This window comes from Mycoplasma enhydrae (genome assembly GCF_017116825.1).
In the GTDB taxonomy this organism is placed as follows: Bacteria; Bacillota_I; Bacilli_A; order Mycoplasmatales; family Metamycoplasmataceae; genus Metamycoplasma; species Metamycoplasma enhydrae.
Window position 1 is genome coordinate 169,311 of sequence record NZ_JAFIRD010000001.1, and the last position, 15,226, is coordinate 184,536.

Consider the following 15,226-nt stretch of genomic DNA (forward strand, 5'->3'; position numbering starts at 1 on the left):
GACCTCCTTTTTCATAAACATATTTTACCACTATAATCATATTTTGAATTTGAATTCATTTTTAAATATCCTGTCTGCTTTAGCTTTTCTTTCAATAATATCTCTACTATCTTTTGAAAGAATATCAAAACAGCGCGGACTATTTTTCTTAATGATTTCAGCATGCTCATCATTTGAATTTGGATCAATTGTTCTGTTTGACAATCTAATTTCAAAACATGCTATTTGTTCTTCTATATCAGCATCATTTGACTGAATTTGTCCTCAAATAGGATTAGTTTCATTTCACTGGAAATAAAAGCCAAAGTGAAACAAAAGCGTTTTTAAAAAACTAATAGCAAATCTTTTATTACCATTAAAAAAATGGTGATCTGACAAGAAACAGATAAACAGTTCAGTTGCTAAGTCTATTATTGACCAATCTTGACTATAATAAAATTTATTTAATCTTCTTATTAAAATATCAATAACACTTTCTTTTGGATTAACAAGAAGAAAATCATGTGTATCTTCTGATAATTTATCAATTTTCTTAGCAGTTTCAAATGCTCTGGGGATAAGTTGATTTTCTAAAGAATATAAAAACTTATCCATTATTTCTTCATTAGATAAATCTAAAATAGATAGATTAAAATCTTTGCTGATTTTTTCAATATCAATTTCACTAATACTTTTGAAAGTCTTTTTGTTTTTTTCATCTAATTTCTCTTGAACTACATATCTACAAATAAAATCATTTAAATTCTCAGAATCTAATTTACTTAAAATAATATTTGTCTTTTTCATTCTCTAAAATACTCCTCTTTTCTGTATTTTTATGCTTATTTTTAATACATTTATATTATCTCATAATAGATTTTATACCATGTTGTAATGAGAAAAAACTAAGAAAAATTCGAGAAAAATATTAAGGTTTAAAAATTGTTTTTTTGCCATGAAAATTTTTATAAAAATTCACGATATATTTTTCTATAAATTACTTTAGTTATTTGAATAAGTGTTATATATATACCTAAAAACATAGCTAACCATGCATAAAATACTGGTGGCAAGGGTGCTAATTTTAGTGACTCATTAACTTTAGGAATGTATGGCATGGCACTTATAATTCCAATGCCTAATAGTGTAGATATAATGACTGGTGTTGAAGCATTAGATTTAATAATAGGTATCTTATTTGTTCTCAGAAAATGAATTACTAATGTTTGTGTTCACATCGAAGTAACCAATCAACCCGCTCAAAATAAATGCTTGAAGTTTTCTTTATCTGCTGAATTAACTAAACTACTTCATTGATTTCCAACTTGTTTTGGTACAAAAACATAAAACAATACAACAAATGTGATTATGTCAACAATAGATGAAACTGGACCAAATCACAACATAAATTTAAGCGTGGATTTGTGATTCCATTGCCGTGGACTTTTAATAAATTCTTTATCAACATTATCTCAAGGTATTGCTCCACAACAAAAGTCATAGATTAAGTTTAAAAATATAATTTGAACTGGTGCCATAGGTATAAATGGCAGCATAATTGAAGCAATTACAACACTAAAAATATTTCCAAAATTAGATGAAACTGTCATTTTTATATATTTATTAATGTTAGCATGAGTTTTTCTGCCTTCTACAATTCCTGTAGCTAAGACATTTAAATCCTTTTCTAATAATATAATGTTTGCTGATTCTTTGGCGATATCTACAGCTGTATCAACTGAAATTGAAACATCAGCAACTTTCATAGCAGGTGCATCATTTATACCATCACCCATGTAGCCCACTACGTGACCATTTTTTCTTAAGATGTTAATAATTCTCGCTTTTTGATCTGGACTCAATTTAGCAAATATCTGGGTTTTTTCTACTTCAAACTTTAGTTCTACATCTGTCATTTTTTCAATGTCTTTACCCAATAAAATTTTTTCATAAGGAATACCAACTTTAGAACACACAGCTTGAGTTACTAGAGGATTATCACCAGTTAAGATTTTAACTTCAACTCCAAGGTTGTGTAATTGTTTAATGGCATCTTCAGCTGAATCCTTAGGAGGGTCTAAGAAGGTTAAATAACCTATTAATGTCATTTCTTTTTCATCATCAACTGATAGTTTACCAACAGCCTCGATATTTGATTTTTTAGAAGCAATTGCAACAACTCTCATTCCTTCTTCACTAAATTCTTCAACTTTATTTAGCACTTTACGCACTATTTTTTTATCTAGTGGTACAACTTTACCATCTAAATATATTTTGTTGCATACATTAATAATTTCTTCAACAGCCCCTTTAGTGATTAGGGTTACTTTTTGATTTTTTAATGATTTAACTAATACTGACATTCTTTTACGATTAAAATCAAATGGTACTTCATCAATTTTTAGATAATGTAATTCAAGATTATCTAGTGACTTTTGTTCATCAGCCAGATCTAGTGTACGATTAATAATTGATTTATCTAATAGATTTTTTAGACCGGTTTGATAATAGGAATTTAAAAAAGCGTATTTTAAAACGTGTGGATCTTCTTTGCCGTTTACATCAAGATGACGTTCTAAAATAATTTCATCTTGAGTAATGGTACCAGTTTTATCGGTGCACAAAATATCCATAGCTCCAAAGTTTTGGATTGAATTAATATTTTTTACTATTGTTTTGGCTTTTCCCATTGCTATAGAGCCTTTAGACAAACAGCCAGTAACAATCATTGGTAGCATTTCGGGAGTTAATCCTACAGCGATTGAAATACCAAATAACAAGGCATTAATTCATGCTGCAGATCCTTCATTTTTATAATGCATTAACCCAACAATTAAAAATACAATAGGAATAACTGTTGCAATAATGATGGTTAACATTATTGAAATTTTTTTAATTCCTTTTTCAAAATTAGAAGGTACTTGTTTTTCATTTAATTTAGAAGCTACTTTACCAATAAAAGTATCATTTCCTACCACAATGACAACAGCTTTTGCTGAACCTGAAATAATGTTTGAGCCCATAAAAGCTAAATTGTGACGATCTGTAATACTTTCATATTTGCCAAGTTTATCAATTTGAGCATATTTTTCAATTGCATCACTTTCACCAGTTAAAGAAGATTGAGAAACGAATAAGTCCTTAGCACTAATAATTCTAATATCACCTGGAATAATGTCTCCTGCTGCTAGGTGAATAATATCACCTACAACAATTTCATCCATAGGAATTTCTTTTAAGATTCCTTTTCGTTCTACTAAGCATGTGGTTTCAATTATTTCAATTAATTTATTTGCACTTGAAGAGGATTTTTGCTCTTGAATAAAATGAATAATACTGCTTGTAAATACAATAACTAAAATTATAATTACTGTTGCATAATTAGCTTGTTCTTTTGGGTTTTTAGTTAAAGGAATAATAATATCAACTACAGCACTAACAGCAACTAAAACTAATAAAATAATATTAAACAAATTGAAAAACGATCTCATCAGTCTTTTAGCAGTACTATCAGCACCTTTTTTAGAAATTTTGTTTTGACCGTATTTATCACGATTAATTTCAATTTGTTCTTCTTCCATAAAACCGTTTTCAGAAGAATTGTAGTGTGCTAAAATTTCATCCACATTTTTTTCAGAAGCTTCAATTAATCTTTGGTTAACTGTATTTCTTCTAGCTTCTGTTTTTAGATGTTTTTGATTTTTTTTCATGCTACCTCCTTTTTTAATAATTTTAGTATCTAAAATAAGTGTAATTTTAAACAAAATCAAAAACTACATATTTATGTAAATATTTTACTCTAAATATATTTTATTAGAAACCTAAACTAAAAATTGACCCAGTTAAACTGGATCAAAATTTATTAATTATAATTTAGACATTATATGTCTTGCCATTGTGAATAAAACTAATTCCTAGTTGATATAAATTATCTGAACTAGGTGCAAATTCTCGATGTATATTTTGTTTAATATCTTCCAGTATTTTTGCTTCAGCGGCTTTTTTGTCAGCATTAGATTTTTTGTTTCATTCAGTGTGGAATTTTGGTTTGTTTTTATTAAATCAATCTTTTAATTGTCTAATCATATAATCAAATTCAAATTTAGGACTTTCATTATCAATAATTCTATCAAATTCTTTTTCAGCATCAGGAACTACTTGTTTAATGATTTGTAAACTGTTGTAATATTTCATGAATTCATTTAAATTATTAAAGTCTATTAACTTAAGATTAAAATTATTTTGTTCTTTGGCAATTTGATATTTTAGTCCTTGTCTTCTTGATTTTAAAACATTAAGTGTTGCTTTATTAGCTGTTAATCTTAAATAATTAGCATCAGCAATAAATTTTTTGTTTTCAAAAATTAATAATTGTAAATCTTCTCAATTTCTATATGGCAATTTGTTTTCATTGTCTTCTGGATATTGTAAATATAAATGTGCTAAAATATGGTGTAAAAAATTATTTGAAGTCAAATTTCCAAATACTTGTGCTAAAAATTTATTATGAATATTATAGTTAATTGAACCCATAATTTGATAAACATCAATGTTTATATCTTTAGCTAAGCTCTTTAAATTATATCAAAAGATATTTATTGAATTCATGCCTTTAAAACCGTTGATTTTTCTTTCAATTTCTAATTTAAAGCCTTCAATACCAATATATAAAGTTAGTTCCCCTAATTTATCATCCGGATCCCAATCAGAAAAATTCATTTTAAATTTAGAATGTTGATTTTTAATTTCGATATTTTTCTTAATTGTTTCAGGACCATAATTTGAAGCGTAATTTTTAGGACCTTTTCAGGTTACTTGGACATTTTGTAATGAATCTACCATTTTAATAATATCTTCAATGTGTTCTAATAGTTCTTTTGTGCCAAGTTCAATATCTGCATGTTTTTGTTTCAAGTCATCAAAAGTTTTATATTCTTCTCTTGAAAGATTCAATTTTCCTTTAAAGGCATTTACCTTATCTCTTTGTTCGAAAACTTTAATCTTTAAAGTATCTTTTTTATCAATAGTAGTTTTAATTTCATTTAGTTTTTGTTTGTATATATCTAAATTGTTTTCAAGAACTCTGATCTCATTTCCAAGCTTTGCTTTAATTTTTTGGATTAAGGCATTATTATCATCAATTATTCCATTAATCTCTGTTGGAAGACTTTCTTTATCTAAAATTTCATTTATTTCTTGATTTGTTTCTTTTGATTTTTTGGTATCTTCAACAAATTTATTTCATTGTTTTAAAAGATTATCTAAATTTTGGTTTTTTGTTTCTAGTGCACTTTTATTATCAGATTGTCTTCCTAGATTACCAACTAATTGAGTCTTTATTTCAGCGATTTTATCTATAATTTTTTGTTTTAACGCATCAATTGTTTGTTTTAAAACAGTATTTAATTCTTGAATTTTTGCGTTTATTTTAGCAAATATTTCATTAATTTTATTTATACCCGAAGTATATTTGAAATTATTTAATTCGGTTTGTAGAGCTGTTGATTTTGCAGAATTACTTCGATATTGTTTTAAAGTTTCTAAACTCTCTTCCATTTTTTGAGAATTTTTTTGATTTAGTGCTTCAGTTGCTTGAGCAAGTTTTAAATTAACTTCTTTTTCAAAATTTTCAAGTGCTAAATCAAGTGCAGCCTTTTTATCATCATATTCTTTTTTAAAAATAGTATTTTGATTGTCAAAACCTAATAATTTAGTTTTAAAATCTTCAAATTTTTCATTAGCTTCAGAATTTTTTAGAATTGCATTAGTTTCATTATTAGTTTTAAAAGTGTTGGCATTATCAATTGCTTTTTTGAATGCTTCAATAGATTCTTCTCAAGCTTGCATTCCCAATGTTTTTTTGGCTTGAACATTATTTTGAGCATTAGTTAATTTTAGAAGTTCAGCATCAACTAAATTCTTAAAATCAGTTACATCTTGTTTTTCTTTTTCAAATTTATCATTAATGCCTTTTATTTTATCTGTGATTCTTCTTCTTATATCATTAGCCTCTTGAACTTTGGCTACATTATTATAAGATGTATTATTAATTTCAACTAAAGCTTCTTGAATTGTTTTTAAAGCTTCATTGTATTCATCTTTGGCTTGGTTTTGTTTAGTTTTATCAGTACCAGCTGCATCTAAAGTTTTATCAGCTGTCTCTTCTTGTTTTGTAGCAGCAGTCATTTTATTTATAATGCTTTGTTCAATGGCTTGTCTTTTAGCATCTGCTTGATCAGCTACATTTTCAGACTGTTCAATTAAGGTTTTAAGTTCGCTTAGTTTTCCTTTGATATTTATATTGCCTGCATAACCAGGGTTTGCTTTTTGGGTTTCGTATACAGTTTTGGCTCCTGGAATAGCATTTCTTAAGCGACTTGAATTTAGTTCATTATATTTTGTAGCCTTTTCAAGAGTCTCTTTTAAAGGTTTTAGAATATTTATTTGGTCTTGAAGAGCTTTTATAATTGTGCTTTCATTATTACCAACTAGTTTATTTTTAATTTTAGCTAAAGCTGCATCAATTAGCTTAATTAATGCATCTGAATCATCTTTAATTCTCTTATAATCGCTAAGCTCTGAAAAATTAAATGATTCTTGTGCTAATTTCTTTGTTTCTTCTAACTTATTTTTTAATTCATTAATGCTGCCATTGTCAGATGAATTAAGAATTTGATCAATTTTTGAATTATTCTTATTTCAATCATTATTAGCAGTGTTATATTTCAATTCTACTCGATCTCTTAAGTCCGAGTTATCTTTATTTAACTGCGCATATCAAAGTTCAGAAGAAGCAATTTTTTGATCTAAAATGTCCAGCTTATTTTTAACTGCAGCCGCTTCATTTCTTCAATCATTTTTTAGATTGCTTGATAACAATTTAGCATCTTTATTTACCTTGTCTAGGGTTGTTAATGCGGAAACAGAAGTATCATATTTTCCTTTTGCATTCATTGCAGCTGTTAAAGCTTTGTTTATTTTTTCAATCTCATCATCAATCGATTTAATGCTTTCTTTTTGAATACCTTCTAAAAGTTTTTTTAATTTTTTATCTAATTCAGCATCTTTTGTTTCTGCATCTTTGATTTTTGGTTTTAAATCTTTTGTTAAATCATCTGAGTTTTGATCTTTAGCTTCTTTTTCAATTTTTTTAGCTTCTTCTGTCGCTTTTTTAAGATTGTCTTTTGCATCTTTTACATCTTTGGCATCATTGCCTTTTAAAGCATCATTAGCTTTATCTAAAGCTTCCTTTAATTTTTCATCTGCTTGTTTAAGCTTATCTTTTAAATCTTTTTCTTTTTGTTCTTTATTTTTTAAATCTTCTTCAGCTGTTTTTAGAGTTTCCTTAGCTTCTTTTATTTTCTTAGATAAAGAATTGTTATCGTCTTTAAGATCTTTTTTATCTTTGTTTTTTTCAAGAAGTTCTTCTGATTTTTTAATTTCAGCATCTAAAGCGTCTTTAGCTTTTTTAATTTGTTCCTTATCTTTTGATTTCAAAGCATCTTGTGTATCTTTTTGGCTTTTATCTAATTTTTCAATTTGTTTTTTAATTTCTTCTTTTTGTTTCTTTAAATCTTCAAGTTTCTGTTTTAAAACTTCTTTGTGATTATTAAGATCAACTAGAGCTGCATCAATAATTCCTTTAGCCATAGGTAAGGATAATTCTTGCGCTCTTTTTGAATTTTTTAAACCTATTTTTTCTAATAAATCGATATCTCTTAAGGCTTCTTCTAATTCACTAATTGTATTTAAATCCTTAGTTCTATTAATAAGTTCTTCAACTTGTTTTTTGAATCTATTAGCAAAATCATTTAATTCCGCTTTTTCTTTAGCTTCATCTTTTGCAACTTCTAATTTTGCTTTAAGAGATTTGATTGCCTCTTTTGCTCTTTCGATTGCTTGATTTACTAAAGCTTCAGTTTCTTTATCATCTAAAGTTTTAAGTTTTTGAACTAAAACATTAGCCTTATCAACTAATTTTTCCAAAGCTTCAATAAATCCTTCAAGTTCTGCTTTTGTAATGGCACTCTTAGATTCTTCAATCTTTTTATCTATTTCTTTAATTAGTGCTTCAGCTTCTTTTTTAAGGTCAGCTTTTTGTTTATCTTTTTGCTCTTGTTTTGTTTTAGCTTGCTTTAAAGCTTCTTTGGCTTTATCTAAAGCATTTATTAGAACATTTTTATCAGATTTAAGTTGATCAACTTTAGCTTGGTTGTTATTAATGTTGACAATATTTTTGTCAACTATTAAAACTACTTTATCACCAATTGCAATGTGCTTTTCTAGTTTTTTGATTTCGTTTTGTAAATCATTATCACTTAAACTAGGGTCAAGCACATTTTTTGAACCAGCATCTAAAATCTTAATCAATTTTTCAATTAGTTTTCTAAGTGCTTTATAGTCTTCATCTTTATTAGCATCTAGTTTATCTAGGTCTTCAACTTCTTTATCAGTTATTTTGCCAGTGTCAGCATTTTTTTGGTTTTGCCTTGATTTTTCCTTATTTGACAAAATAATTTTGGTTACTACAGCTGTTACTAATGCTGAAGTAACAATTGTACCTAGCGCTATTGCTATTTTTATTTTTTTTGAACTATCCATAATTTTCTCCATATTCGTAATTTATAAGTTTATATTATAGCGCTTTTCATATATATATATATATATATATTGGGCATTTTGGGACAATTTCTGTAAATATTTTGCTTTTTTGAGATATTTTTGGATATTTTTTATGAAATAGAACAAAAAATAAACACATCCCTTAATTAGTAAAATAGCACTATAAAGGATGTGTGCACTAATAAAAAGACATGTTTTATAATTTATGATTCGTATAGTTTTTCAATTTGCTTCTGACTTAAACTTTTCGGGTTTCCAATTTTTAATATTTTGCCTTCTTTTATAAAAATATAAGTGTCGAAAAATTTTTGAATAATATTTAAATCATGTATATTAACTAAAACTGTTGTTTTAAAGTCTTTATTTATTTCTTTTAAAAGGCTCATTATATCTTTAGACGTTTTGATATCTAGATTAGACGTGGGTTCATCTGCTAAAATCAATTTCACATTTTTTAATAATAGTTTTGCAATTTCTACTCTTTGTTTTTGACCACCAGAAAGTTCAGAAATTTTTGTATATGCTTTATTTAATAAATTTAATTTATCCAAAACTAAAAAAATTTCTTCTTTCTGTTTTTTTGATAATAATTTAAAAAAACTTAAAAAAGCATTTTTATATTTTGGATAAAAATGTAAGATGTTTTCATAAACATTTAAATAATCAATTAAATTTGGTTCTTGTGATAGATAACCTGTGTTTAAAAGTTGATTTTTTCATTCTTTTTTAGTATAGTCATCTATATTTGTATCATTAATTAATAGTGAGCCATTCTTAGTTTCTAATTGTTTTAATATAGCATTAAAAATGGTGGTTTTTCCTGCCCCTGATTTTCCGATTATAGCTATCATTTGACCAGGTTCAATTGTAAGTGAAACATTATCTAAAATTAGTTTACTATCTTTTTTATAAGTAGCTGAATAGTCTTTAAATTCAATTTTAGTCATAGCTAAAATTATAATATAAAAAAATAAGCATATGCTTATTTAAAATCGGGTTTTATTTCTAGATTCTTTAAAACTTGAATAACTGTTTCTTTCATTTCTTTTGAATAACTATCAAAAATTATTTGTTCATCTAATTCTAGTCTTATTTTAGGCAAATGTCTATAGCCATTTTTTCCTAAAATCACAGGTAAACCAAAATATATACCGTGGTTTGAATACTCTTCAGGTAATCTAACCCCCAAAGAATAAACAGCTTGTCTATCTGTTAAAATTGCTTGTGTAATTTCTGCTAAATTCTCACCAATTCCAAAGTTTGTAATACCTTTACCCGTAATTATTTCAAATGCTTCGTCTTTTACTTTCTGATTTAAATTGTCTAATCATTCCCTTGTGATAGTTCCATTAGCTAATCAGTCTTTTAATGACCCTAAACCTATACGCATTTTTGAAAATGGTATTAAACATCTTGAACCATGTTCACCAATTACAAATCCTGTAATTGAACCAGCTTTAACATTTATTTTTTCAGATAAAAATTTCTTCATTCTTGCTGTTTCTAAAATGGTTCCTGAAGAAATAACTTTTGATGCTTCAAATTTTGTTACTTGTTGATAAACTGATGCCATAATATCTACAGGATTAGAAGCAATAATTGTAACCCCTTTAAAGCCTGAGTTTTTAACATCTAAGGCAATTTGTTTAATTAATTTTGCATTATCTGTTAATAATTCTAATCTATCCTTTAGTACACCTTCCTTTGGTTTTACTGAAGCTGTAATAACAATTATTTCTGCATCACTTAAATCTTTATATGTACCCGCTTTAAAAGTTGAACCATTATTTGTCATTGAACACGCTGCATCGCTTAAATCCTTGGCTTGTGCTTTAGCATAATCAACAAAAGCATCAACTAGAATGTAATCAGCTTCTATTCATTTGTTTAATGAAGCATATAAAAATGCTGATCCTACTGCTCCAACTCCTATAATTCCAATTTTAGTCATTCTTTTTTCCTCCCATTAGTTCTGTAAATTTCTTAGATAATTCAATATTGTAAGTTCTTAGTCCATCATCTTCGAATGGATCTATTTCCATTAAATATGCCGACATGATTGCAGCACGGTGAATAAATGTAACTAATCATCCTAAGGTTTTTGCTTCTGTATCTTGAATGTATATTTTAATATTAGGGACTTCATATGTAAAATGGTTATCTGAAACTACTTTATTTAAAGTATTGCCAATTTGATTATATGTTTGTTTAACCAAATAACTAAATTCATCATCCTCAAAATTATTATGAAAAGCAATACTGTAATCTATTAAAGAGTTTTTTAAAAGTATTTGAGTTTCAATAATCTTGCCTTCTTTTTCAGAAAAAAAGTGTGAATTAATTTTTGCATCAGAAGGGTATACACTATTTCTGACAATTAAACCTCTATTTTTTCGATAAGAAGTTGCATTTAAATACATTGCAAATAGTCTTGATAAATCACAATGACTGTTTGAATTAACTACAATATTTTCATATTTCCATTGTGCTTTTTTAAGTGCCAACCTTGCCACAGCATAAAAGTAAGCAGAATTATTTTTATTTAATGGCATTGTTGAATAGAATTCATTAGCTTCCTTAGCTCCATCTAAATAGGCTTCTCAATCAATTTTTGCACATGCCAAAGGTAATAAAACAGCGGCTGAAAAATTTAAAAACTTTTCTGGAGTATTGTCTAATAAAACGAGGTGGTTATATTTCTTGGTTTGTACTGTTTGAAATAATTGACCATAATTATTATTTGTTGTAACAAATATATATTGATTAGCATTTTTAGGACCTAGTTGTTCAATTAGCATTAACACAAGTTCTCGAAAAATTAGTAATGATTCAATATTATCTCCTGTCTTGCTAATAACGTTGATTGCGAACCGCTTTGTTTCTAAATATTGACACAACTGTGCCATTTCTTGACCATTAATATTCTCATCAACATAAAGAAGTTTCAATTTGGTTTTATGGTTAAATTTACCATAAACAAAATTGATTATTGCTTCTGATTGTAAACATATATATTTAGGCGCAACAATAACAAATACTTCAATGCTTTCTGATTCTAAAAAATTAACAATCTTTTTTATATTTTGAATGTCATCACTTTGAATGTTTTTACCAATTTCAAAAAAACCTAGATACTTTTGACCTAAAGCTTCTTTAGAGTTAATTTTTGCATTTAGCTGAGATACAATTTCCAAGTATTTTTCTTCTATTACTTTAGGTTGCATTATCATTGAGCAATCTATTTCTATTCTATTTTTAATCGCCATAATCAATTCCTTTATTTGTAAATTCTAATAAAGCATCAAAATTTGTGTTTTTGGTATCTAACTTAAATTTAAATGGGTTTCGTAATTCTTTAGGATGTATTTGTTTATATGAAACAACCAATGACTTATTGGGCATTATTTCTAAAATTAACAGTTCCTTTATATCATCAACTTTAAACATCATTTTCAAGTCATTAATATAATAATCGCTAACTTCATTAATACTCAAAAAGCATTTGATAGCATCTTTAGTTAATAGAGTAATTACATTTTTAGATACTCTTTGAACTTTTGCTTTAATTATCTTACCTACTGTATATTCCATAAACCCTCTTAAAAATATGTACTATTTAATTATATAATTAATAAATTTTTGTTGCCTATTTTAATATATAATGTAATAATTATAAATATTATAATTACAAAAGAACAGGGGTGCCATTAGGCTGAGAGAATACCCTCATTAACTGATCTAGTTAATACTAGCGTAGTGAGTTTCTTATTTTTTTACTCCCTCTCTTTTAAATATAAAAGGAGATTTAAAATATATGAAAAGACTTAATTTATTTCTAAGTGGAACTATTCCTTTTAGCATTCCATTGACGGCAATTTCTTGTCAAACAGAAAGATTATCGTTTAGCGTTAATCAACCTTGAAATGGAAAAAGACCTAGAGGCTTTTTTGAAGCTATTGTTGATAGTTTTCAAAAATCAACAAATGAAAAAAGGGTCTCATACAAAATTAATTTTATTGAAGAAAATAATGATTCTATTTCACTTTTAAAAAAGGGTTCAACTAATATAGCAATAGTTACAACACCTCTTTTTATTCAACAAAGAGATAGAAATATAGTTCCTATTATTCAAACAATGACAAGAGCTTTTAAATTTGATTTAAACATAAACGACTTATATAGTGATGGAACTAATGCTGATAGACTTAGAATAATCGCTAAAAATGCTCAGGATTTATTTGCCAAAAAACCTTATAAAGAATGAACAAATGATGGCTACAAATGAAATGGTAGCATCTACGAGTATTTTTATGACACAAAAAATGTTGAATACTATCGGGGCTTAATTATGATCCAAGGGACAGGCAAACAAAGGAAGAAGATTAAAGAAGCCTGAGAAAATAAAGACTGAAATAGCTTTAGAAATTTTGGTATTGTAACTGGAAAAGAAACCAGTGGATCTAAATATATTTTGCAAGAAGCTTTGTTTAAAAAGCATTTTAACAAGAAGGACAATTCTTTTCAATCTTTCGCAATTGACAAAAAAAATAATTCTGAAAAATATACAACTGGAAGACCTAGGGATATAGGTAAGGGTTCATTAAAAAAATATCATATTGTTTTTGATGAATTAGGATCTTTTGGATATACACATAACAAAAAAAACAATGATAAGTATTCACCTGAAGATAAGGATTCAAAAATTGAATTTTTAACAGTAACTGAACCTTTAAAATACAATGTAATAGCGGTTAGCAAAAAAAGCTTCTTTGATAATGAAATTACAATTCTAAAAAATGCTATTATTGATGTTTGAAAACATAAAAAAGATAACTATGGACCATTAGTTGGTTTTAATGAATATAAAGCAATTGAAGACATTCAAAAAGAAGTTATTGATCCTTATGAAAAAATTTTTAAATAATAATGTATTTGTCTAATAGTTTTTTTAAAGAGCAAATTGTTTCTGACCAAAAACAAATTATTAAAAAAGGACCATTAAGGTTAGTTTGAAAAATTATTTTGGCTTGTATAATAATTGCTTTTATTATAAGTTCAATTTTCATAATCAATTTTAGTTTTGCTAGAAATGGTTGAGGTTTATTTTGATCAGGCATCAAAGATTTTTTTAGCCCTAATTCATATAGCAATTTATGAGGTGAAAATTTATTTTTATTGTCTTTAAAGTTCTTGTGGAATAGTATTAAAATAGTTCTCTTAAGTACATCTTTAGGTTTTGTTTTAGCTTTTATTAGTGCTTATTTTTCAAACTATAAAATGAATTCTAAATATGTAGCAATACCAGTTAAATTTTTAGTAATATTTCTAAGAATATTTCCTGAGTTATTTTTCATATATTTATTTAAAATTTCTTTTGATAAAGAATTAAGTATTTATTTTATTTTATCTTGATTTAGTTGGCTATGATTACATGAATATTTTTCACAAACTATTGAAAATGTTAATTTTAATATTTTTTATCATTTAACCAAAACAAAGTATTCAAAATTTAGAGCATTTTGAATTGAAATATGACCACAAATTAGAAAGAAAATTACAGGATATTTTTTCTATGCCTTTGAATCTAATATTAGATGAACAACAATTTTAGCTAATCTTGGTTTTTTAGGAATTGGAATTCTAACAAACCCTCAAAACAACCCTTTAGATTACACTCAACTTTTAATTCCTTTATTAGTGCTTGTTATTTTTCTTTTTTTAGTTGAACTTGTTTCTTTAAATATGAATAAATTATTTTTTGAAAATAAAACAACTAATGTTATAAACCAAAAGAAATATAGCCAAAAAAAGATAACTAAAAAAATTATAGGTTTAATAATTGTTTTAAGTCTTGTAATTATTTGTATTTTCGGTATTAGTTCAATTGCAGGTAAGAAATTTTATGCCTCGGGCGCTTCTAGTTATTTTAAAGAGATGTTTAATGGAAAATGAAGTGCAATAAATCTTAGTTTTCAAGAAAATGGAATTTTTTATATGCTAATTGAATTTGGAGTACTAATTTTTATTACATGATGTTTAGTTTATTTAATTTCTTATTTTAAAGTTTTAATTATGACTAGGTCATTAGTTGGTCTAAAAACAAGTTTAATATTTAAGTATATAAATATGTTTATTAGAGCGATACCAATAGTTACCATATTTTTGATATTTTCAAATCTATTTAATGGTTTTTCTGCTGCATTTGTTATTGCTTTTGGTATCCATAGTGCTTCTTCACTATCTAGAAACTTAGCACTTAACACAAATGCTTTAAATCAAGAAAAAATAGACGCTCTAAAGAAAATGAAATATAGTAGTTTTTGAATTTATCGCAACTATGTGCGTCCAATGATTAAATTAGAATTTATTACTCTAGCCAGTTTTGAAATTGAAAAACTTGTTCGAAATTTTATAACTTATGGATATTTATCATCATCTCTGCTAGGTCAACATGCAGCTCAAAAAAAACATCAAGAAATTTCTGACGTAGCTCCTTATTTATGAATTGGTTTAATTATTATTGCTACCGTTAGTTTAGTTTCATATTTAATTAGACTAAAATATACAAAACAAAAATGAAAATAAAATCAGAAGCAATTAAAAGCTCCTGATTTTTTAATGTCAG

General features: G+C 26.4%; 9 protein-coding genes and 1 riboswitch. Of the genes, 2 read left to right on the forward strand and 7 right to left on the reverse strand.

Going from position 1 to position 15,226, the window contains the following annotated elements:
- Positions 1–30: 30 nt before the first annotated feature.
- From JXZ91_RS00745 to JXZ91_RS00775, 7 genes are all read right to left on the reverse strand, one after another.
- The gene (locus JXZ91_RS00745; protein WP_205851103.1) at positions 31–786 is read right to left on the reverse strand and encodes a type II toxin-antitoxin system death-on-curing family toxin; all 756 of its coding nucleotides are present in this window, start codon (positions 784–786) and stop codon (positions 31–33) included.
- Positions 787–944: 158 nt separating this feature from the next.
- Positions 945–3,689, reverse strand: a complete 2,745-nt coding sequence (gene mgtA / locus JXZ91_RS00750) for a magnesium-translocating P-type ATPase (protein WP_205851104.1) — start codon at positions 3,687–3,689, stop codon at positions 945–947.
- A gap of 163 nt (positions 3,690–3,852) precedes the next feature.
- On the reverse strand, positions 3,853–8,580 hold the full coding sequence (locus JXZ91_RS00755) for a hypothetical protein (RefSeq protein ID WP_205851105.1): 4,728 nt from the start codon (positions 8,578–8,580) through the stop codon (positions 3,853–3,855).
- A 224-nt stretch (positions 8,581–8,804) separates the two neighbouring features.
- The gene (locus JXZ91_RS00760) at positions 8,805–9,548 is read right to left on the reverse strand and encodes an ATP-binding cassette domain-containing protein (protein ID WP_205851106.1); all 744 of its coding nucleotides are present in this window, start codon (positions 9,546–9,548) and stop codon (positions 8,805–8,807) included.
- Positions 9,549–9,583: 35 nt separating this feature from the next.
- Positions 9,584–10,552, reverse strand: coding sequence for a lactate/malate family dehydrogenase (locus tag JXZ91_RS00765; protein WP_205851107.1), 969 nt, complete (start codon positions 10,550–10,552; stop codon positions 9,584–9,586).
- A complete protein-coding gene (locus JXZ91_RS00770) occupies positions 10,545–11,867 on the reverse strand; it encodes a glucose-6-phosphate isomerase (RefSeq protein WP_205851108.1) in 1,323 nt (440 codons plus the stop codon). The genes JXZ91_RS00765 and JXZ91_RS00770 overlap by 8 nt, the downstream gene beginning before the upstream one ends.
- Positions 11,857–12,192, reverse strand: coding sequence for a S1 domain-containing protein (locus JXZ91_RS00775; protein ID WP_205851109.1), 336 nt, complete (start codon positions 12,190–12,192; stop codon positions 11,857–11,859). The genes JXZ91_RS00770 and JXZ91_RS00775 overlap by 11 nt, the downstream gene beginning before the upstream one ends.
- 96 nt (positions 12,193–12,288) lie before the next feature.
- Positions 12,289–12,378, forward strand: a riboswitch (TPP riboswitch).
- A gap of 37 nt (positions 12,379–12,415) precedes the next feature.
- Between JXZ91_RS00775 and cypl the strand changes: the two genes are divergently transcribed.
- Together cypl and JXZ91_RS00785 are read left to right on the forward strand one after the other, a co-directional pair.
- Positions 12,416–13,525 (forward strand): ABC transporter thiamine pyrophosphate-binding lipoprotein p37/Cypl, encoded by a 1,110-nt coding sequence (gene cypl, locus JXZ91_RS00780; RefSeq protein WP_205851110.1) that lies wholly within the window; start codon positions 12,416–12,418, stop codon positions 13,523–13,525.
- 8 nt (positions 13,526–13,533) lie between these two features.
- A complete protein-coding gene (locus JXZ91_RS00785; RefSeq protein WP_241006048.1) occupies positions 13,534–15,186 on the forward strand; it encodes an ABC transporter permease in 1,653 nt (550 codons plus the stop codon).
- The last annotated feature ends 40 nt before the right edge of the window (positions 15,187–15,226 follow it).